Origin of the sequence: Saccharopolyspora sp. NPDC049426, from assembly GCF_040676935.1 — a bacterium.
In the GTDB taxonomy this organism is placed as follows: Bacteria; Actinomycetota; Actinomycetes; order Mycobacteriales; family Pseudonocardiaceae; genus Saccharopolyspora.
Genome location: NZ_JBFAPZ010000002.1, coordinates 163,997 through 183,905, shown reverse-complemented (window position 1 = coordinate 183,905; position 19,909 = coordinate 163,997). Strand labels below are relative to the sequence as shown.

Annotated in this window: 20 protein-coding genes; 4 read left to right on the top strand and 16 right to left on the bottom strand. The window is 71.4% G+C overall.

All coding sequences use genetic code 11. The annotated features are described in order from the left end of the window. Window positions 1-25: 25 nt before the first annotated feature. The 7 genes from AB0J78_RS03990 to AB0J78_RS03960 all read right to left on the bottom strand — a co-directional run bounded on the left by AB0J78_RS03990 (window position 26) and on the right by AB0J78_RS03960 (window position 6,806). Window positions 26-1,159: a Xaa-Pro peptidase family protein gene (locus AB0J78_RS03990; protein ID WP_363786707.1), complete on the bottom strand. Its 1,134-nt coding sequence runs from the start codon at window positions 1,157-1,159 to the stop codon at window positions 26-28. Between the two features lie 105 nt (window positions 1,160-1,264). Further along, window positions 1,265-2,803 (bottom strand): glycoside hydrolase family 32 protein, encoded by a 1,539-nt coding sequence (locus AB0J78_RS03985; protein ID WP_363786706.1) that lies wholly within the window; start codon window positions 2,801-2,803, stop codon window positions 1,265-1,267. A gap of 59 nt (window positions 2,804-2,862) precedes the next feature. Next, window positions 2,863-3,138 carry an HPr family phosphocarrier protein gene (locus AB0J78_RS03980; RefSeq protein ID WP_363786704.1) on the bottom strand — a complete coding sequence of 92 codons (276 nt, stop codon included), beginning with the start codon at window positions 3,136-3,138 and terminating at the stop codon, window positions 2,863-2,865. 47 nt (window positions 3,139-3,185) lie between these two features. Next, window positions 3,186-4,658 carry a fructose-specific PTS transporter subunit EIIC gene (locus tag AB0J78_RS03975; protein WP_363786702.1) on the bottom strand — a complete coding sequence of 491 codons (1,473 nt, stop codon included), beginning with the start codon at window positions 4,656-4,658 and terminating at the stop codon, window positions 3,186-3,188. Further along, window positions 4,655-5,107 carry a fructose PTS transporter subunit IIA gene (locus AB0J78_RS03970; RefSeq protein ID WP_363786700.1) on the bottom strand — a complete coding sequence of 151 codons (453 nt, stop codon included), beginning with the start codon at window positions 5,105-5,107 and terminating at the stop codon, window positions 4,655-4,657. The genes AB0J78_RS03975 and AB0J78_RS03970 overlap by 4 nt, the downstream gene beginning before the upstream one ends. Further along, window positions 5,104-6,048: a 1-phosphofructokinase gene (gene pfkB, locus AB0J78_RS03965; RefSeq protein ID WP_363786698.1), complete on the bottom strand. Its 945-nt coding sequence runs from the start codon at window positions 6,046-6,048 to the stop codon at window positions 5,104-5,106. The genes AB0J78_RS03970 and pfkB overlap by 4 nt, the downstream gene beginning before the upstream one ends. Beyond that, window positions 6,045-6,806, bottom strand: a complete 762-nt coding sequence (locus AB0J78_RS03960) for a DeoR/GlpR family DNA-binding transcription regulator (protein ID WP_363786696.1) — start codon at window positions 6,804-6,806, stop codon at window positions 6,045-6,047. Before AB0J78_RS03960 ends, pfkB begins: the two co-directional genes overlap by 4 nt. Window positions 6,807-6,917: 111 nt before the next feature. Between AB0J78_RS03960 and AB0J78_RS03955 the strand changes: the two genes are divergently transcribed. Then, complete coding sequence (locus AB0J78_RS03955) at window positions 6,918-8,552, top strand: putative PEP-binding protein (protein WP_363786694.1); 1,635 nt, start codon at window positions 6,918-6,920, stop codon at window positions 8,550-8,552. 68 nt (window positions 8,553-8,620) lie between these two features. After that, entirely contained in the window at window positions 8,621-9,535 is a 915-nt protein-coding gene (locus AB0J78_RS03950) for a 5'-3' exonuclease (RefSeq protein WP_363787535.1), read from the top strand. Between the two features lie 124 nt (window positions 9,536-9,659). Here the strand turns inward: AB0J78_RS03950 and AB0J78_RS03945 are convergent, their stop codons facing one another. The 3 genes from AB0J78_RS03945 to AB0J78_RS03935 all read right to left on the bottom strand — a co-directional run bounded on the left by AB0J78_RS03945 (window position 9,660) and on the right by AB0J78_RS03935 (window position 14,325). After that, a complete protein-coding gene (locus tag AB0J78_RS03945) occupies window positions 9,660-10,847 on the bottom strand; it encodes a GNAT family N-acetyltransferase (RefSeq protein ID WP_363786692.1) in 1,188 nt (395 codons plus the stop codon). Between the two features lie 39 nt (window positions 10,848-10,886). After that, window positions 10,887-11,390, bottom strand: coding sequence for a DUF4333 domain-containing protein (locus tag AB0J78_RS03940; protein ID WP_363786690.1), 504 nt, complete (start codon window positions 11,388-11,390; stop codon window positions 10,887-10,889). A 124-nt stretch (window positions 11,391-11,514) separates the two neighbouring features. Continuing rightward, window positions 11,515-14,325, bottom strand: a complete 2,811-nt coding sequence (locus AB0J78_RS03935; protein WP_363786688.1) for a DEAD/DEAH box helicase — start codon at window positions 14,323-14,325, stop codon at window positions 11,515-11,517. Window positions 14,326-14,354: 29 nt separating this feature from the next. Between AB0J78_RS03935 and AB0J78_RS03930 the strand changes: the two genes are divergently transcribed. Next, window positions 14,355-14,567: a hypothetical protein gene (locus tag AB0J78_RS03930; protein WP_363786686.1), complete on the top strand. Its 213-nt coding sequence runs from the start codon at window positions 14,355-14,357 to the stop codon at window positions 14,565-14,567. Between the two features lie 9 nt (window positions 14,568-14,576). On the opposite strand, the gene AB0J78_RS03925 is transcribed toward AB0J78_RS03930, so the two are convergent. The 6 genes from AB0J78_RS03925 to AB0J78_RS03900 form a co-directional block, all read right to left on the bottom strand. Then, entirely contained in the window at window positions 14,577-15,470 is an 894-nt protein-coding gene (locus AB0J78_RS03925) for a YegS/Rv2252/BmrU family lipid kinase (RefSeq protein WP_363786684.1), read from the bottom strand. 59 nt (window positions 15,471-15,529) lie between these two features. Further along, on the bottom strand, window positions 15,530-16,399 hold the full coding sequence (tatC, locus tag AB0J78_RS03920) for a twin-arginine translocase subunit TatC (protein WP_363786682.1): 870 nt from the start codon (window positions 16,397-16,399) through the stop codon (window positions 15,530-15,532). A 104-nt stretch (window positions 16,400-16,503) separates the two neighbouring features. Next, window positions 16,504-16,776, bottom strand: coding sequence for a Sec-independent protein translocase subunit TatA (tatA, locus tag AB0J78_RS03915; protein ID WP_363786680.1), 273 nt, complete (start codon window positions 16,774-16,776; stop codon window positions 16,504-16,506). Window positions 16,777-16,862: 86 nt separating this feature from the next. Further along, a complete protein-coding gene (locus AB0J78_RS03910) occupies window positions 16,863-17,072 on the bottom strand; it encodes a bacteriophage holin (RefSeq protein ID WP_363786678.1) in 210 nt (69 codons plus the stop codon). 10 nt (window positions 17,073-17,082) lie between these two features. Then, complete coding sequence (locus AB0J78_RS03905) at window positions 17,083-18,051, bottom strand: YafY family protein (protein WP_363786676.1); 969 nt, start codon at window positions 18,049-18,051, stop codon at window positions 17,083-17,085. Continuing rightward, on the bottom strand, window positions 18,048-19,025 hold the full coding sequence (locus AB0J78_RS03900; RefSeq protein WP_363786674.1) for a WYL domain-containing protein: 978 nt from the start codon (window positions 19,023-19,025) through the stop codon (window positions 18,048-18,050). The genes AB0J78_RS03905 and AB0J78_RS03900 overlap by 4 nt, the downstream gene beginning before the upstream one ends. Before the next feature lie 156 nt (window positions 19,026-19,181). Between AB0J78_RS03900 and AB0J78_RS03895 the strand changes: the two genes are divergently transcribed. After that, window positions 19,182-19,877, top strand: coding sequence for an SDR family oxidoreductase (locus AB0J78_RS03895; RefSeq protein ID WP_363786672.1), 696 nt, complete (start codon window positions 19,182-19,184; stop codon window positions 19,875-19,877). Window positions 19,878-19,909 lie beyond the last annotated feature (32 nt).

The following is a 19,909-nucleotide window of genomic DNA, read 5'->3' as shown; positions in this document are numbered from 1 at the left end:
GCGCCCGGGCCGGTTGTCCTCTCGCTCACGCCGGCAGCACCACCAGCTCGTGCGGCTGGTTGTTCACGCTCTCCACGCCGTCGTCGGTGACGATCACGATGTCCTCGATCCGCGCGCCCCAGTGGCCCTGCTGGTAGATGCCGGGTTCGACGCTGAATGCCATTCCCGCTTCGAGGACCAGCTGGTTGCCGCCGACGATGTAGGGCTCCTCGTGCACGTCGAGCCCGATGCCGTGACCGGTGCGGTGCACGAAGTTCTCACCGAACCCGGCCGCGGCGATCGGCTCGCGGGCGGCGGCGTCGATGGACTCGGCGGTGACGCCGGGACGGACGGCTTCGACGGCGGCCCGCTGCGCGGCCTGCAGCACCGCGTAGGTCTCGCGCACGCCCGGTTGCGTCGGCTCGCCGATGGAGTAGGTGCGGGTGCAGTCGGAGTTGTAGCCGCTGGCGATCGGCCCGCCGATGTCGATGACGACCACGTCGCCGCGCTCGATGACCCGGTCCGACACCGAGTGGTGCGGGCTGGCGCCGTTGGCGGCGGAACCGACGATGATGAAGGCGGCCTCGGTGTGGCCCTCGGCGAGGATGGCCTCGCCGATGTCGGCGCCGACCTCGGCTTCGGTTCGGCCGGGCTTGAGGAACTCGGCCATCCGCGCGTGCACGCGGTCGATCGCCGCGCCGGCGTCGCGCAGCGCCTGAAGTTCGGCGGCGTCCTTGCGCATCCGCAGCTCGCGCAGCACCGGGGAGGCCAGCACCTGCTCGGCGCCGGGCAGCTTGGCGCGCAGCGGGAGGGTGTGCAGCGCGGGCATCCCGTCGGCCAGCGCGACCCGCGAGGGCGTGCCCAACAGGTCGGCCACCATGCCGTGCGAGTCCTGCCCGTCGACCCAGGTCACGACCTCGATGCCGAGGTCGTCCAGCGGGACGTCGGCGTATCCGGGCGCTTCGAGCTTGGGCACCACCAGGGCGGGTGAGCCCTGGGCCGGCAGCACCAGGCAGGTCAGCCGCTCGTGCGACTCTCCCCCTGCACCCAGCAGGTACTGCAGGTCGGATCCGGGCGTGATCAGCAGCGCGTCCAGGTCGGACGCTGCTGCGGTCTGCGCGGCACGGGTCAGGCGAGCCGCGAGCACGGCGGGATCCTGCTTCAGCGAGACAGTGGCCATGGTCCAAGCCTAATCCCGCAGCAAGACGGCACCGACCGCACGGTCCAGGCGTGCCGCGCCCGCGGGGAACCGCCGAGCCGTGCCCGGCGGTTCCCCCGGCGGCCGTCACGGGGCGAGATCGAAGACCTCCAGCTCGACCTGCGCTCCGGCACCGTCGGCGAAGGCCGAGATCCGGTCGCTTCCCTCGTCGGGGAACACGAGGTCGGTCAGCACGGCGCGGCCACCGGCGGCGAACACCTCGACGCAGCTGCGGTCGGCGATGATCCGCAGCTCGACGGCGTCACCGCCGACGGCCAGCGGTGTGCTGTGGCGGGCCGGGAACTCGGCGCTGACCTGCGCGCTCCCGGATCCGGTCCGGTCGACGAACAGCTCCCCGGCCGCGACGTCGTAGCCGACCCGGGTCCGCCCGCCCGGCCCGGCGAAGACGTCCAGGCCCACGGTCGACGCCGCGCCGAGCTGGAACCGGGCGACGACGTCGACCGCGCTCCCCCGGAACTCAGCGCCGCCGCTCTCGGTGAGCGGACCGCTCCAGAACCGCCGGTTCGCGCGCACTCCCGCGATTTCCTCGACGGGCTGCTGCACGAGCAGCACCTCACCGCCGGCACCGGTGGTGAGGCTCAGCTCGCGCGGCGTGCTCATCGTTCCCCGCCACGGGTCGGTGGGGATCTTGTCGGCGTAGGCCCAGTTGCTGGTCCAGCCCAGCCACAACCGGCGGCCGTCGGGCACGTCGGAGAACGACTGCGGGGCGTAGAAGTCCGCGCCCCGGTCGACCCAGCGAACCTCCTCGGGCGAGCCGTCCGCGGTGAACCGGGCGCCGTCGAAATCGCCGGTGAAGTACTGGGTCGCCGATCCACCGGCGGGTCCGCCCGGGTTGATGCTGACGACGAGGACCCACCTGGTGCGGGCGGGATCGCCGTCAACGGGCAGTTCGAACAGGTCGGGGCACTCCCACACACCGCCGTGCGAGCCGTGTTCGACGCCGAACTCGCTGCGCTGCTCCCAGTCCCGGAGGTTCGCCGACCCGTAGATCTGGATGCGGTCGCCCGCGGCGACCAGCAGCACCCAGCGGCCGGTGCCCTCGTGCCAGAAGACCTTGGGATCGCGGAAGTCCGCGATGCCGGGGTTCGGGATCACCGGGTTGTCGGCGTGCTTGGTCCAGGTGCGGCCGCGATCGGTGCTGTAGGCGATGCTCTGCTGCTGGCTCTCACCGGCGCTGGTGTAGATCGCCACCAGACCTGGCCGTCCGCCGAAGAACCCGCTGGTGTCGTGGTGGTCGACCACGGCGCTGCCGGAGTAGGCGGCGCCGAGCTCATCGGGTTCCAGCGCGACGGGTAACTCCTCCCAGCGCACCAGATCGGTGCTCACCGCATGCGCCCAGGACATGTTGCCCCACTGGTCGCCGTGCGGGTTGTGCTGGCAGAACAGGTGGTACTCGCCCTCGAAGAACACCAGGCCGTTGGGATCGTTGATCCAGTTGCGGGCGGGTGCGAAGCGCACCGCCGGGCGCCAGTGCGGAGTCCCCTCGGCACTGGCCCGGCCGGGCGTGGTCAGGCCTCCGAGCGCACCCAAGCCCAGCAGGGCTCCGGTACCGGCGAGGAATCGGCGACGTGGCGATGCGGTTCGGATGTGCTGGCGTGGCTGCACTGGCGCTCCTTTGCTCCCAGTTTCCGGTGACCTTCGAAAGCCGCGGACCGATGAGCCGGTCAGGCCGGGGTCTTGTCCAGGTCCTGCTCCAGCAGCGCGGCGAGCTCGTCGAGCGAGGTCTGGTCGGCGCAGGTCAGCTCGACCTCTTCGCCGTGGTGCGCGCCGAGGCCCATCACGCCCAGGACGCTGGCGGCGTCAACGGGTTCACCGGCCACGCCGTCGACGACCTTCGCGATCCGCACGGATTCGGTCTGGGCGGCAGCGGTTTGGGCGAACAGGGCGGCAGGGCGGGCGTGCAGGCCGACGGAGGCGGCGATGCGGACGCGGCGTTGCATGCGGGGTTCCTCTCGGAAGTGGTTGCGGTGAGGTGTTCTTCGCGGGTTCAGGCGGCGACTGCTGCGCCCTGACCGGTGGTCGGCCCGGCAGCGGGTTCGCCCGACGGTCGGCCGATCTGCTTGGCCACCAGCACCGCGGCGGCGGAGACCACGACGCCGACCACGATCGCCGCGAGGTACGGCAGCGGGTTGCCCACCAGCGGCGTCACGAAGATGCCGCCGTGCGGGGCGCGCAGCGTGGCGCCGAAGCTCATCGACAGCGCGCCCGTGGTGGCCGCGCCGATCACGGTGGAGGGGATGATCCGCAGCGGGTCGGCCGCGGCGAAGGGGATCGCGCCTTCGGTGATGAACGAGGCGCCGAGCAGCCACGCGGTGCGCCCGTTGGCCCGCTCCGCCGGGGTGAACAGACGGCCGCGCACGGCCGAGGCCAGCGCGAGCGCCAGCGGCGGAACCATGCCGGCCGCCATCACCGCGGCCATGATCTCCAGCGACGTCGTGCCGCCGATGCTCAGACCGCCGACGGCGAAGGTGTAGGCGACCTTGTTGATCGGCCCGCCCATGTCGAAGGCGATCATCGCGCCGAGCAGTGCGCCCAGCAGTGCCGCGTTGGCCCCGGAGAGCCCGGTGAGCCAGCCGGTGAGCGCCGTCATGGCCAGCGCGATCGGCTTGCCGACGACCACGAACATCAGCGCACCGACCACCAGCGTGCCCACCAGCGGCAGCACCACGACGGGCATGATCCCGGCGAGGCCGCGCGGGACCTTGATCGCCTTGAGCCCGGCGATCACGGCACCGGCGAGAAGTCCGGCGACCAGTCCGCCGAGGAATCCGGCGCCGACGGTCACGGCGATCGCTCCGCCGACGAATCCGGGTGCGATGGCGGGCCGGTCGGCGATGGCGAAGGCGATGAACCCGGCCAGCACCGGAACCAGGAACTCGAAGGCCGCGGACCCGATCTGGTTGGCCAGCGCCGCCCAGGAGATCAGGCTCGCCGGGTCGAACTGGTCGGTGACCGGTGGCGCGTCGGTGATCTGGTACCCGCCGAGCGCGAAGCTCAGCGCGATCAGCAGACCGCCTGCGGCGACGAACGGGATCATGTAGCTGACGCCGGTCATCAACCACTGCCGCAACCGGCTGCCGAATCCGGCGCTCGCGGTGACCTTGCTGTCCAGCGCGGGTTCGGTGTCGGCAGGTCGCCCCGGCTCGGCGACGTGCCGCCGGGCGGCGTCCGCGGCTCGTTCCAGCAGCGCGGAGGCGTCGTTGATGGCCTGCTTGACGGGGACCTCGATGACGGGTTTGCCCGCGAAGCGCTCCCGGTCCTGCACGCCGACGTCAACGGCGAAGATCACCGCGTCGGCGGCCTGGATGTCCTCTGCGGACAGCGGGGTCGACCCGGCCGAGCCCTGGGTCTCGACCTTCAGCTCGTCGCCTGCGTCCGCGGCGGCCTGTTCGAGCGCCTCGGCCGCCATGTAGGTGTGCGCGATCCCGGTCGGGCAGGCGGTGATGGCCACGTACTTCATGGCGAGACCTCCTCGCGGATGTAGGCGGCCAGTTCCGCCGGATCGGTGGCTTCGGTCAGCGTCTTCTTGAACTCCGCGCGCACCAGTCGCCGGGCGAGTGCGGCGAGCACGGTCATGTGCTGCTCGCCGCCGCCCTCCGGTGCGGCGATCAGGAAGATCAGCTTGGCGGGGCCGTCCTCGGCCCCGAAGTCGACACCGGCGCTGCTGCGGCCGAAGGCCAGCGACGGCGTGGTCACCGCCGCCGAGCGGCAGTGCGGGATGCCGATGCCGCCTTCCAGCCCGGTGGGCATCTGCGCCTCGCGGGCGTCGATGTCGGCCAGGAAGGTGTCCAGGTCGGTGACCCGGCCGGCCTCGACCAGGCGTTGCGCCAGTTCGCGGACCACGGCTTTCCGGTCCGCGCCGGGCACTTCCAGCTCGACGAGGTTCTGGGTGATCAGTTCGGTAGTCATGCGGCCACTCCGCTGAGGCTCACTGTTGCGTCCACTGTGCCCACCCGCACCCGCTGCGGGTGGATGTCGTCCAGGCCGGGCATGCGGCTTCCCGCGAGCCCGACCGCGGCCGTGCCGTAGGCGACGGCGCTGCGCAGCGCCGCGGCCCCGGTTGCGCTCGCGCGCAGGAATCCGGCGAGCATTGCGTCTCCGGCTCCGACGGTGCTGCGCACCTCGGCGGCGTCGCTCGTCGCGTGCCAAGCGCCGGCTCCGCTCACCAGCACCGCGCCGAGCCCGCCGAGGCTGACCAGCACGGTGCCCACCCCACCGGCCCGCAACCGGTGGGCGACGTCGAGCACGTCCCCTAGGTCGCGCAGCGGGTCACCCGCCAGTTCGGCGAGTTCGGCGAGGTTGGGTTTGATCAGGTCGGGTGCCGCCTGGCAGGCCAGTTCCAGGGGAAGCCCGGAGGCGTCCACGGCGACCCGGGTGCCCGCGGCCCGAGCCGAGCCGACGATGCGGGCGTGCAGGTCCTGCGGGCATCCGTCGGGCAGGCTTCCGCAGGTCACCAGCCATTCGGCCCGCCCGGCGAGCTCGATCACCGAGGTTTCCAGCGCAGCCAGCTCGGACTCGCTGAGCCGCGGGCCGGGCTCGTTGAACTTGCTGGTGGTCCCGTCGGCTTCCACGACCGCGATGTTGCTGCGGGTGGGCGCGTGCACCGGGACCTCGACCACCGGGACCGCTTCGGGTGCGAGCAGTTCGGCGAGCCGCGCCCCTTCGGCGCCGCCGGAGGGCAGCACCGCCAGGGTGGGCACTCCTGCCGCGGCCAACGCGCGGGCGACGTTCACGCCCTTGCCGCCGGGGTCCAAGTGCACCTGCTTCGCGCGGTGCACGGCGCCGGGCACGACCTGATCGACCTGAACGGTGCGGTCGAGGCTGGGGTTGGGGGTCACGGTCACGATCACGCCAGCACCACCTCCGCCTCGGTGGCCTTGAGCTCGTCGACGGCGGCGACGTCCAGGCCATCGTCGGTGATGACCAGGTCGATCTCGGAGAGCTCGGCGAAGCGGCTGAACTGGTCGTCGCCGTACTTGCTGTGGTCGGCCAGCAGCACCCGCTTGCGGCTGGCGGCGACCATCGCCGACTTCACCGCAGACTCGGCGGGGTCCGGCGTGGTGCAGCCCCGCGCCGCGGAGAAGCCGTTGGTGCCGAAGAACCCGACGTCCACCGTCAGCAGCCGCAGCACGTCCAGGGCCCAGGATTCGACGGTGGCCAGGGTCGTGCCGCGCACCCGACCGCCGAGCAGGTGCACGTTGAAACCGTTCCTGGTGGCCAGCTGGTTCGCCGCGGGCAGCGAGTTGGTCACCACGGTCAGCTCGCGATCGGTGGGCAGCAGCCCGGCGAGCCTGGCGGTGGTGGTCCCGGCGTCGAGCAGCACGGTTCCGCGTGCGGGCACCTGGTCCAGGGCCGCCTTGGCGATGCGCTCCTTCTTCTCCGCGTTGGTCTGGTCCCGCAGCGAGACCTCGGGTTCGAAGTCGAGCCGGTCGATGGCGATGGCCCCGCCGTAGACGCGTCGCAGCAGTCCCTGCCGTTCCAGCGCGGCGAGGTCGCGGCGGATCGTTTCGGGTGCCACCTCGAACTCGGCCGCCGCGACGGTGACGTCGATGCGTCCGTCGCGTCGTGCCTGCTGCGCCAGCAGCTGCTGGCGCTCCGCCCCGTACATGCCCGTTTTCCTCCGGTTGTTGTTTGGTGTTGCCTGATTGTGCCTCTTGTTGTCATATTGTCAAGGCTTCGAGAAACACGAGGGAAACCTCGGCACGGTAGGGAGTGGTGCATGTCCACGCTGCGGGGAGTCGGTGTCAGCCCCGGCCGAGCGGCCGGCCCGGTCTTGTTTGTTCATGACCGGTTGCCCGAGCCCGATCGCGGGCCCGAGCCCGCCGACGCGACGGCTGAGGCCGCGCGGATCCGTCCCGCCGCGCAGGCGGTCGCCCGGCATCTGCAGAAGCGGGCGGCGGCGACCGACGGCGAGGGCCGGTCCGTCCTGGAGGTGACGGCCGCGATGGCCACCGACCCAGGTCTGATCTCGGCCGCCGAGCAGGCCGCCACCAGTCGGCGGCTGCCCGCCGCCCGCGCGGTTTTCGAAGCCGCCGAGCAGTTCTCGGACGCACTGGCGGCGGCGGGCGGCTACCTGGCCGAACGCGTCCGGGACGTCCAGGACGTGCGGGACCGGATCGTCGCGGAGCTGTCCGGGACCGCCGCGCCAGGAGTGCCCGAACCCACCGCGCCGAGCGTGCTGATCTCGCGAGACCTGGCCCCGGCCGACACCGCCGATCTCGATCCCTCGATGGTGCTGGCCCTGGTGACCGAGGAGGGCGGCCCGACCAGCCACACCGCGATCCTGGCCAGGGCGCTGGGAATCCCCGCCGTGGTCGCCGCGCGCGGTGCGCTGGCGTCGGGGGCCGCCGGTGCGCGCGTGGACGGAGCGGCAGGCACGGTCGAGCTCGTCGCCGAGACCGTCACCGCCGAGGCGGCCACCCGATCCGAAACCCGGTGGCGCGGATCGGGCAGGACCGCCGACGGCCATCCGGTGAAGCTGCTGGCCAACGTCGGCTCTCCGGCCGATGCCACGAACGCGGTCGAAGCGGGCGCGGAGGGCTCGGGGCTGTTCCGCACCGAGTTCTGCTTCCTGGACGCCACGACCGAACCATCCGCCGAGGCCCAACGCGAGTCCTACGCCGAGGTGCTGCGCCCCTTCGCCGGAAAGCCCGTCGTGGTGCGCACTCTCGACGCGGGCGCGGACAAACCGCTGCCGTTCCTCGACATCGCCGCCGAACCCAATCCCGCGCTGGGCGTGCGGGGACTCCGCGTCGCCTTCGACCGCCAGGGCGTGCTGGACCGGCAGCTCGCCGCGATCGTGGCCGCCACCGAGGACACCGGCGCCGAGGTGTCGGTGATGGCGCCCATGGTGGCGACCCCTGCCGAGGCGGCGTGGTTCGCCGAGCGCGCCCGCGCCGCCGGGGCCGGTCGCATCGGGGTCATGGTGGAAACCCCGGCCGCCGCGCTGTGCGCCGAGGAGCTGCTGGCCGAAGTGGACTTCGCCAGCATCGGCACCAACGACCTCACCCAGTACACCTGCGCCGCGGATCGCATGACCGGCGCGCTGGCCGCTCTCAACGACCCGTGGCAGCCCGCGCTGCTCCGGCTGATCGCCCTGCTGGGCGACGCATCCGCGTCGCAGGGCAAGCCGGTGGGCGTGTGCGGCGAGGCGGCGGCCGACCCGCTGCTGGCGGGTGTCCTGGTCGGTCTGGGGGTCAGCAGCCTGTCGATGACCTCGGCGGCGCTGCCCGCGGTGGGCGAAGCGCTGGCCGGGCGTTCGCTGCCGGAGTGGCGCGCCGCCGCCGAGCGCGCGGTGTCCGCGCCCGACCGCGTCCAGGCCCGCGAACGAGCCCGAGCCGCCCTGGAGGGCTGAGCGGATCGGCAGGTCGGGCGCGTGGTGCGGGCCGGACATGACAAGCTGGGCGCGTGACCGGACCTCTCATGCTCGTCGATTCGGCCGGGTTGTGGTTTCGCTCGTTCTACGCGCTGCCCGACTCGCTGACCGCCCCTGATGGCACGCCGGTGAACTCGGTGCGCGGCTTCTGCGACATGCTGGCGAAGCTGATCACCGATCGCCGGCCGTCACGGCTGGTGGCCTGCTTGGACAACGATTGGCGCCCGCAGTTCCGGGTCGACGCGCTGCCGTCGTACAAGACGCACCGGGTGGCCGTGGAGGACCCGGAGGCGGAGGAGGTGCCCGACACGCTCTCGCCGCAGATCCCGGTGATCCTGGAGGTCCTCGACGCTGCGGGCATCACCACCGCCGAGGCGGAGGGCTTCGAGGCCGACGACGTCATCGGCGCGCTGGCCGACCGCGAGCGCACCGACCCGGTGGAGGTCGTCACCGGCGACCGGGACCTGTTCCAGCTGGTCCGCGCCGAACCGCAGGTGCGGGTGATCTACATCGGAGCGGGCCTGGCCAAGGCCCAGGACTTCGGCCCCGGCGAACTCGCCGAGAAGTACGCGCTGTCCGAGGAGCGGGCCGGTGCGGACTACGCGGAGATGGCGGTGCTGCGCGGAGACCCCTCCGACGGGCTGCCCGGCGTGGCGGGCATCGGCGAGAAGACCGCGGCGAAGCTGATCACCCAGTTCGGGTCCCTCGACGACCTGCTGCGTGCCGCCGCCGACGGCGACGCCCGGCTGACCTCGCGGATCCGCACCAAGCTCGCCGAGTCCGCCGAGTACCTGGCGGCGGCCCCGGCCGTGGTCAACGTGGTCAGGAACGCGCCGGTCGTCATGGACCGCGAGTCCGACGTCGTGCCCGCCGACCCGGACCTCGACCGGCTGCGCGCGCTCCAGTCCACCTGGGGTCTCGGAGCCAGCATCGACCGCCTCATCGCAGCCCTCGAACGCTAGGCACGGCACCGGGTTTGACGAGCGCGGTAGGGGAATCCTCGCCGAACCCGCCGCGTCCAGCGCGTCAGACTCAGAACCGGTTGCGCCCCGGTCGTTTCCACTCCGCTCGAAGCTCGAAACCGGACTAGAAGCCGGTGCCGCACCACGGTGGGCGCTGCAGCGCGAACAGCAGGTCGGCGTTGGTCAACGCCTGCGGATCGTGGACCTGGACGAGTCCGGCCGTGGCGAGGGTCGAGGCCGGCTGATCACCCAGGTGCAGCGTCGCCAGCACCGCGGCGTCCAGCGTCAGCTGGGGAGCGTCGTCGCAGGTCGTGGCCCCGTCCGGGCTGATGCGGTAGCAGCCGGTGTTGGCGGGCCGGAACTCGTCGAGAACCTCCAGGACCACCGGCTCCCCGCGACCGTAGGTGCGGGCCTGGAGAGCGGCGAGGACGTCGACGAGGCGGACCCACAGGTCGTCGCGCACTCCCGTGGTGCGGCAGGCGCGGCGGTCGGTCAGCCACCACTCGACCGGCTCGTCCACCGGGCGGTCGAAACCCGCGACGGTCGTCACGAGGTCGATGTCGAGCAGGAAGCGCCACAACTCGGTCGCCGCGAGATCGTCGGCCGCCACCAGGTCCCACACGTCCACTGTGGAGGACTCACCGCGCGGCTGGAACACGACGAAGCCGTCATCCGTCCCGGAATCGTCGGCGTGCACCGCGACCGCCTGGCTCTTGTTCATCAAAGCGCTCCGGCCCGGCCACCAGCCGTCGGGGCGGTGCATCCAGCCCGCCCGATCCCGCGCGCACCTCCGGTAGAGGGCAGGCATCAGCTGCGCCGCCTGCTCCTGCGAGACCAGGCGGACCCGGCCGCCCCGCGGAACCGAGCGGCGCATCCGCGCCCGCGAGCGGTCGATCTCGACGTTCCGAACCCGGGTGGCGACGCCGTAACCGAAGCGCTCGTAGATCCCGGCCTCGCTGGCGTGCAACATCGCCACGACCTCACCGCGCCGGGCCGCGTCGTCGAGCTGGAACCGCATCATCCCGGTCAGCAGGCCACGCCGGGTCGAATCCGCTCGCACCGCCGCCCCGGTCACCGCCGCCGCAGGCAGCTCGGCACCGCCGGGAACCGTCAGCGAACTGGTCATCGACAAGGCCGTGCCCGCCAGCTCGCCGTCGAGGAACGCGCCGAGCACCCGGCCCGGTTCCATGCACTCCGAGGTCGACGCCCACTGCTCGTCATCGGCCAGCGGGAACAGCAGAGCCCGCCGGAACAGCTCGTTGGCGTCGCGGTACTCCGACTCGGACAGCACCCGAACTTCGGTTTCACCCACGTCAGGATCGTCCCCGACCCCGACCGAGCAGTCCACCGATTACTTCGGGTGCCCGACCTCGTAGACGCCCTCGTCGTTCTTCACCGCGACCGTGACGACCTTGTCGGCGCCGTTGATCTGAACCTGGCAGTCGAACCGGTGCCCGAGTTCGACCGGTTCACCGTCCGGGCAGGACACCGCGCCGACGCCGGCGATGTTGTAGGAGCCCTTGAGCGTCTGCGTGACGCCCTTCTCCACGCTGGCCGCGTCGAACACCGAGCGCACGAAGAACCCGGGAGCGGCGAAACCCAGCACCAGCACCACGGCGAGCACCACCAGCACGCCCGAGCCGCCGAGGATCCACGGCAGCACCGACCGCTTCTGCTTCTGCGGCACCTGCGGGAAGCCGAAACCGCTCGGCGACGGGTAGTACGGCTGCGGCTGGCCGTAGCCGTAGCCGTACGGCTGCGCGTACTGGGGCTGCTGGATCGGCTGCTGCTGCACCGGTTGCGCGGGGTACGGCTGACCCGCGTAGCCACCCGGCTGCGGATGGCCCGGCTGCATCCCAGGCCCCTGCGGTTGCCCCCACTGGGGGTAACCCCCTGGTGGGCCGTAGGGGGACGACATCTACACCTCCGGATGAACTCAGCTGGCGCGGCCGACTTCCAGTGATCCAACCACAGCCGGGTCACACACCACCGGCGGCCACCACGCCCCGGCGGATCGCGGTGACGGCCTTCGCCGCCGAGGCACCGACCTGCTCCTTGGTGCCCACCACGTCGCGGATCTGGTCCAGCAGGTCGATCACCTGGCGGCACCAGCGCACGAAGTCACCGGCGGAGAGCTCGTGGCCGCTGGACTCGGCGGCGGTGAGCACCTTCTCCAGCGACTCGCCGCGCGCCCACCGGAACACCGGCCACGCGAACCCCGCATCGGGCTCGCGGGTGCGGTCGAGCTTGTGACGACGTTCGTCGTCCTCCAGCTCCGCCCACAACTGCCAGGTCGAGGTCAGCGCATCGGTGATCGGCCCGGCCGGGACCTGCGGAGCGGGCCCTTCCCGCCGCGACTCGTAGACCAGCGAGGACACCACGGCCGCCAGCTCGGCCGGGCCGAGCCCCTTCCAGGTCCCCACCCGCAGGCACTCGGCAGCCAGCAGATCGGACTCGCTGTAGAGCCGGGACAGCCGCCGACCGTGCTCGGTGACCTGCCCCGCCTGCGTCTCCACCGCGTCCTCGTCGTCACCGGGCTTGCCGTCCGGGGCGGGCAGGTAGTCGCGCTCGGTCAGCAGCGCCACGATCCGGTCGAACGAGCGGGCCAGCGAGTGCGTGGTGCTGTTGACCTTCCGACGCAGGTTCTCGTTCTCGCCGCGCAACCGCTCGTAGCGCTCCGCCCAGCGGGCGTGCGCCTCCCGCTCGTCGCAGCCGTGGCACGGGTGCGCCTTCAACGCGCGCCGCAGGCTCGCCAGCTCGGCGTCGTCGGTGGCGTCCGAACGCTTCCGGCCGCGACCGCCCGAGGAGCTCAACCCCGTGCTGCGCAGCGACGACGCCAGATCCCGGCGGGACTTCGGCGAGCGGGTGTCGACGTGCTTGGGCAGCTTGAGCTTGCCCAGCGCCTCCACCGGCGAGGTGAAGTCGGCGACCGACAGGCGGCCCGACCAGCGATCCTCGGTCACCACCAGCGGACGCGGCTCGCCCATCGGCTCCAGACCGGGGTCGATCACCACCGCCAGCCCGGACCGGCGCCCCGCGGGCACCGAGATCACATCGCCCTTGCGCAGCTTCTCCAGCGACTTGGCCGCCTCGGCGCGCCGCGACTGCCGGTTCTGCCTGGCCAGCGCCTTCTCCCGCTCCGAGATCCGGCGCCGCAGGTCGAAGTACTCGGCGAAGTCGCCCAGGTGGCACTCCATCGCGTCGGTGTAGCCCGTCAGGGCCTCCGCGTTGCGATCGACCCGACGCGAGAGGCCCACCACCGACCGGTCGGCCTGGAACTGCGCGAACGACTGCTCCAGCAGGTCCCGCGCCGAGTCCTGACCGACGCGCTGCACCAGGTTGACCGCCATGTTGTAGCCGGGCCGGAACGACGAGCGCAGCGGATACGTGCGCGTCGAGGCCAGACCCGCCACCTGCTTGGGATCCACGCCGGGCTGCCAGACCACCACCGCGTGGCCCTCGATGTCGATGCCCCGCCGCCCGGCACGGCCGGTGAGCTGCGTGTACTCCCCCGGGCTGAGATCCACGTGCGACTCGCCGTTGAACTTCACCAGCCGTTCCAGCACGACCGTGCGGGCAGGCATGTTGATGCCCAGCGCCAGCGTCTCGGTCGCGAACACGGCCTTGACCAGGCCGCGCACGAACAGCTCCTCGACGGTCTCCTTGAACGCGGGCAGCAGCCCGGCGTGGTGCGCGGCCACGCCCCGCTCCAACGCCTCCCGCCACTCCCAGAAGCCCAGCACGCCCAGGTCGGCGTCGGGCAGGTTCGCGGTCCGCGCGTCGATGACCTCGCGGATCTCCTCGACCTCGGACTCGGAGGTCAGGCGCAACCCGGCCCGCACGCACTGGGCCACCGCCTGATCGCAGCCGTTGCGGCTGAAGATGAACACGATCGCCGGCAGCAGCCCCGCGGCGTCGAGGCTGGTCAGCATCTCCAGCCGGGACGGGGGCGAGAACCGGGGTGGACGCGGTCCCTTGCGCTTGTTCGGCGGGCCACCGCGGCGGCCCCCGTAAGGCATGTGGGTGCGCGCCAGCTGCTGGGTGTGCCGCAGCAGCTGCGGGTTCATCGTCAGCTCGTGGTCATCGGTCTCACCGCCGAACAGGTCGAACATCCGGGGCCCGACCTGCATGTGCTGCCACAGCGGCACCGGCCGGTGCTCGTCGACCACGACCGTGGTCTCACCGCGCACCTCCTGCAGCCACTCGCCGAACTCCTCGGCGTTGCTGACCGTCGCCGACAGGCTCGCGAGCTGCACGTAGTCCGGCAGGTGCAGGATCACCTCTTCCCACACCGCGCCCCGGAACCGGTCGGCCAGGTAGTGGACCTCGTCCATCACCACGTAGCCGAGCTGGTCCAGCCCCCGCGAACCCGCGTAGAGCATGTTGCGCAGCACCTCGGTGGTCATCACGACCACCTGCGCGTCACCGTTGATCGAGGTGTCGCCGGTCAGCAGCCCCACCGCGTCGTTGCCGTACCGCTCGCACAGATCGGCGAACTTCTGGTTGGACAACGCCTTGATCGGCGTGGTGTAGAAGCAGCGGCGCCCCTCCGACAGCGCCAGGTGCACGGCGAACTCGCCCACCACGGTCTTGCCCGCACCGGTCGGCGCGCACACCAGCACGCTTCTCCCGGTCTCCAGCGCCTGACATCCGGTCAGCTGGAAGGGGTCTAGTTCGAAGGACAGCTCCGCGACGAAATCGGCCAGTTTCGGATGGGCACTGCGGCGGGAATGCGCCGCGTACGCGTCGGCCGGCGAGAGCTTGGTCGGGTTGGAACGGCTGGCAGCCACGCACCAAGGTTTTCACATCACCCCGACCGGTGTCTCACAACGCTCGCTTCGGAGCCCCCGCGAGCCGCGCTGCCGCGAGCCGCCGGACCACCATCGACGCTCAGACCGCGGCACCGCCCCGCGCGGGGGAGCCTGGCACGTCCTCCGGCGAGGGCCCCGCGACGCCGCTCAACGACGCGCTCGAGGCGTGGCGCGCGGAGTCCAGGGGCCTGCCACCCGCACCGCCGGGCAAGACGGAGTGAGCCAGATGTTCACACGTGCTGTGCGACACACGCCACGCTGAGCGCACCCGGCGCGCAGCGGATCGTCAGGGGCAACCGGGCCTGGGGTTCGCCGTCGGCGTAGGCCAGCCAGCCGTTGTCCCCGCCCAACCGGACCGACTTGGCGCGCAGCGTCGTCACCGCAGGGTGGTCGACGTGGCGCCCGGTGCGCAGCCTCGGCAGGATCCGCACCAGCTCCCGGCGCGGCACCCTGCCGACCACGGTCACGTCGAACAGACCGTCGTCATCGACGGCGTCGGGGCAGATCGGGATACCACCGCCGTACCAGCCGGTGTTGCCCACCGCGATCAGCGTGGCCTCGACGTCGAGCACTCCGCGCTCCGTCTCCAACCGCACCGGCCGGGCCCGCAACCCCAGCAGCTCCCGCACCAGCGCGAGGTCGTAGCGGCGTTGTCCGCGCGGCCAGCGCATCCGGTTCGCCCTGGCGTTGACCTGCGCGTCGAAGCCGGCGCACAGCACCGTCGCGAACCACCCGGTGCCCGCGACCTTGCCGAGGTCGACGCGCCGCCGCGCGCCGGCGGAGATGGCCTTGGCCGCAGCGCGCGCGGCCGCCACCGGCTCGCGCGGGATGCCCAGGCTCCGAGCGAGGTCGTTGCCGGTGCCCGCCGGGATGATCGCCAGCGAGGTCGACGACTCCGCGCACGCTTGCACGGCCAGGTGCGCGATGCCGTCCCCGCCGACCACGGCCAGCACGTCGGCCCGGTCCTCCACCGCGCGCCGCACGGCGGATTCGGTTCCCCGCGCGTCGGTGGCGATGACGGTCCGCACCTCGCACACAGCACGAAGGTGGTCGGTGAGTTCACCGACCACCTTCGCGGAAAGACCACCACCGGCCGCGGGGTTGATCACCAGGACGCAACGCATGAGGATTCATCTAATCCCACTCGCGTCCCCGTTGGCCAGCGTTCGACGGGTTGTGACCGTCAGGTGATGTCGTCGTGCTTCTGCGGCGCCGACGGTGTCGTGTCCAGCTTGGACGCGAACGGATCGATCTCGGACGCCTCGTCGAGGCCGACGCCGGCCAGGCCCTCGGCCTCCATCTTCTTGGCCTTGCGCCGGTCGTGCGAACGGCAGATCAGCGCAGCGAACAAGAACAGCAGCGACAGCGCCGCCGACAGCGCCAGCATCGAGAACGGATCCTGCCCGGGCGTGGCGATCGCGGCGAACACGAACAGCGCGAACACCAGCCCCCGCCACCACCTGCGCAGCTTCTCGTAGGTGACGACACCCGCGCGGTTGAGCATCACCAGGATCAGCGGGAGCTCGAAGCTCACACCGAAGATCACCAGCAGCAGCAGCATGAAGTTGATGTACTTGCCACCGGTGAGCGCGGTGAAGAACGCCTCGCCGCCGAAGCCCGCCATGAAGCTCAGCGCCTCGGGAACAATGAAGTACGCCAGAACCGCGCCCGCGACGAACAGGATCGTCGCGAAGAACACGAAGGTCCGGGCGAACTTGCGCTCCTGGGTGTAGAGCCCGGGCGTGATGAACGCCCACAGCTGGTACAGCCACACCGGGCTGAACAGGATCGCGCCGACCGACAGACCCACCTTCATGCGCAGCATGAAGATCTCGAACGGCTCGGTCTGCAACAGCTGGCAGGTCCCGTTCGGGCTCAGCCGCTGCTCCACGGGAAGCGCGCAGTACGGCCCGAGCAAGACGTCACCGAGCGTCGGCCAGCCGAACGGCGCGGTGGAAAACCAGATGAACCCGAGGATGGCTCCGATGACCACTGCCGTCATCGCCACCCCGAGCCGGTAACGCAGCTCGAAGAGGTGATCGATGATCGTCATGGTGCCGTCGGGGTTGTGCCTGCGTCCCCACCGACGGCGATCATTGCGGAACGGGTTCAGGCGACGCAGTGGACTGTCACCCACTTCGCTAGCCCCGTCCTCAGTCAGTTCTTCTGTTCGTTCTGCTGCTTGTCCTCGGCCGGCGAGGTCGCCGGCGGAGCGCTCGGCTCACCGGCGGTCAGCTCCGGCTTCTGCTCCTTCTCCGCCTGGGTCTTCTTCGCGGCCTCTTCATCGGCCTTCATGCCTCGTGCCTCAGCCTTGAACACCCGAGCGGACTGCCCCAGAGAACGGGCCATCTGCGGGAGCTTGGTGGCGCCGAAGAGCAGCACCAGAACCAAGACGATGAGGACCAGCTCCCAGCCACCTGGCAAACCCATCCGTACACAACCTTTCGTGATGTCCCTGCTAGGCGTTAATGGTACGCGGGGCAGGGGTCGGCAAATAGGGCCGTTTCTGCTTCTCGTCAACCGCGACGGCGCTGCGAGAGCGCCACCTTGAGGCCCGCTACCCGCGCTTTGACCATTCCGCTGCGGTCAGCGAGATCGTGGGCCGCCCCCCGCTGCACGCGCCGAAAGCGACGCACCTCCATCAAGGTCCTGACCAGCAGGAACACCAGCAGGACGAGGCCAACGGCCAGCAGCACGAGAGTCCACACGAACGGCACGTTGTTCACCGTATCGGGCTCAGGTGGACGGAAGGTGACGGGTCCGCCTCAACGCGGCGTGGGCTCGTTGACGCACGTCATCTCCCAGCTCCCCGGGGCTGAGCACCGCGACCTGGCCACCGAGTCCGAGCAGCAGCCTGGTCATCCACGCGCTGTCGGCGTAGCGCATCCGCACCCGAGCCCGGCCGCCTGGGAGTTCTTCGACCTCGTCGACCTGGTAGTACTCGGCGACCCACCGGGCGTCCGGTTCCAGTTCGATCTCGGCCACCCGCTGGTCGGGCGCGGGTTGGAACAGACCTGCGGAAACGTCCATCGGCTCGGCTTCGGACGGCGGCACGGCGGGCTCGTCGAGCAGCTGGGCGGCATCGATGCGGTCCAGCCGGAACATCCGGACGCCGTGCGCGTTGCGGCACCACGCCTCCAGGTAGCTGCGGCCGTCGACCAGCAGCAACCGCATCGGGTCGACCGTTCGCTCGCTGATCTCGTCGCGCGATGCCGTGTAGTAACGGATGCGCAACGCTTTGCCGCCGGTGACGGCGGATTGGACCGTTCGGCGCACCTGCGAGTCGACCGACTCCTCCGCGCCGAGTCCGATCACCACTCCGGACGGGCGGGCCTGGCCGACCGCGTTCTCCACCTTCGCCAGCGTGCGCTGCACCGCGGCGGAGTCGGGGACGCCCGGGGTGTCGGCGAGCGCCCGCAGCGCCACCAGCAGCGACGTCGCCTCGGAGGCGGTCAGCCGCAGCGGCCGCCGCATGCCGGCGTCGTAGGTGACGGTGATCGAGTCGCTCTCGAAGGACAGGTCGATCAGATCACCGGGCCCGTAGCCGGGCAGCCCGCACATCCACAGCAGCTCCAGGTCCTTGCGGAGCTGCTGCGGGGTGACCCCGAAGTCGGCGGCGGCGTCGGCGATGGGGATGCCGGGGCGGCTGAGCAGGTAGGGAACCAGGGCCAGCAGCCTGGGCAGGCGTTGCGTCGCGCTGGTCATCGCCGCCCCTCCCCCGCCGCGTCCAGGTGGATCTCGTTGACCGCCTTGCGCAGGGTGTCCGGCTGCAGGACGACGACGTCGGGCCCGTACCCGGCGAGCCAGCTCGCCGCGGACTCCGGGTACTTCACGTCCAGCTCCAGCACCTCGCCGGGGTCGCCGTCGAGTTCCCTGCGCTCGACCACCTTCCCGATGCGCCGCACGCCGTGCGCGCGACCGTCGGCGACCCACACGCGGGACGGAGTCGGCGGCGGTGGCTCCCGCTGCTCGCCTGCGACCATCCGCAGCAGGTCGACCTCCTGCGGCCGCTGCACGACTCCGCTCTTGCCGACCGCGCTGACCTGGCCCTGGATGCGGGAGAGCCGGAAGCAGCGCGGCGCCTGCCGGTCGCGGTCGTGGCCGACGACGTACCAGCGCCCGCGCCAGGACACCACGCCCCACGGCTCGACGGTGCGGTGCCGGACCTCGGCGCTGCTGGGCCGCCGGTAGTCGAACTCCACGACGCGGCCGGACTGCACCGCCGAGTGCAGCGTGCCGAAGGCGGGTTCGCTGGTGCGCACCTTCGGTTCGACCGCGGCCGAGGCGCGTTCGTCCACGTCGACGCCGGCGGCGCGGAGCTTGAGCAGCGCGCCCTGGGCCGCGGAGGTGAACTCCGGGGAGTCCCACAGCCGGACGGCCAGCGCGACGGCGGCGGCTTCGTCGGGTTCGAGGTCGATGTCGCCCAGCTCGTAGTCGCGCCGGGCGATGCGGTACCCGTCGGCGCCGTCGAACGCCGAGTTCCGGCCGGTCTCCAGCGGGATCCCCAGGTCTCGCAGCTCGGCCTTGTCCCGCTCGAAGGTCCGGAAGAACGCCTCGTCGGAGGGCGCGTCCGCGTACCCCGCGACGATATGACGGATCCGCTCTGCGGTGAGGTACTGGCGGGTCGACAGCAGGCAGAGCACCAAGTTCACCAAGCGTTCAGCACGCACAGTGGCCACCCCGAAACTCTAGCGCCAAAGTATTCGATCATGAGTTCGGGTATCGGCGTGTCTTCGCAGAACACCCATTCGATCGACGATCGGTTTCGGCCGGAACTGAACCCATCGCTGATGCGAAAGCCGTTCACCAACCGTTCGCGTTCCTACCCTGAGGACATGCCTGCTCTGATGATCACCGGTGCCTCGCGCGGCATCGGCGCCGCCACCGCCCGCCTCGCCGCCGCCGAGGGCCACCGGCTGGCCCTGCTGGCCCGCGACACCGACGCCCTGTCCGACCTGGTCGAGGAACTGGGCTCGGACACGGCCGTGGCGCTGCCCTGCGACGTCACCGACTACACGAGCCTGACCGACGCCGTCGCCACGACCGAGCAGCGCTACGGCGCCGTGGACGCGGTCCTGGCCAACGCCGGGATGAGCGTGCCGACCTCGTTCCTCGGCAACGACGGCGCCGAGCCCGAGCAGTGGCGCGACATGGTGCTCACCAACGTCTACGGCGCGGCCATCACCGCCCGCGCCGCCCTCCCCGCTCTGGTGCGCAGCAGGGGCCACCTCGTGCTCACCGGCTCCAACGCAGGTCGAGGGATCCGGCCGGGCAACCTCTACTCCGCCACCAAGTGGGCGGTCACCGGCATGGCGCAGAACATCCGAGCGGAGTGCGTGGGCACCGGGGTCAGGGTCACCCTCGTGCAACCGGGCATGGTCGAGACGGACATGACCGCTGACCGCACGGACGTCCCGAAGCTGATCCCGGAGGACATCGCCAGGGGCGTCCTCTACGCCCTGGCCCAACCCGGCACGGTCGACGTCAACGAGCTGACGATCCGCCCGACGGGCCAAGCGCCCCACAGCTGAAGCCGGGACGGCGCTGCGGCCGAGCACGCGCC